This window comes from Ancylomarina sp. 16SWW S1-10-2 (assembly GCF_009669305.1).
Classification (GTDB): domain Bacteria; phylum Bacteroidota; class Bacteroidia; order Bacteroidales; family Marinifilaceae; genus Ancylomarina.
The window spans coordinates 1-370 of sequence record NZ_SADB01000340.1; the positions used below are offsets into that span (position 1 = coordinate 1).

A 370-nucleotide genomic window follows, 5' to 3' on the forward strand; every position below is an offset into this window, starting at 1 on the left:
AGCGATTTTAGCAATACGAGTACTTGTTGCTAATGCTTCACCAACTTCTTTACCGAAACCGTTAACGATGTTCAAAGCGCCAGCAGGTATTAGATCAGCGATAAGTTCGATAAGAACTAGAATTGATGCTGGAGTTTGTTCAGCTGGCTTCATTACTACACAGTTACCTGCAGCTAATGCTGGAGCTAGTTTCCAAGCAGCCATTAGAATTGGGAAGTTCCAAGGAATAATCTGACCAACAACGCCTAGTGGCTCATGGATGTGGTAAGACATGGTTTTTTCGTCTAGTTCAGCTAATGAACCTTCTTGAGCACGAATACAACCAGCGAAATAGCGGAAGTGGTCTGCCGCTAGTGGAATATCAGCAGCT

General features: G+C 43.8%; 1 protein-coding gene. It reads right to left on the bottom strand.

What is annotated here, in order from left to right; all coding sequences use genetic code 11:
• The coding region (locus tag EMN46_RS19460; protein WP_154202670.1) for an aldehyde dehydrogenase family protein at positions 1 to 370 on the bottom strand (370 nt) is incomplete at both ends.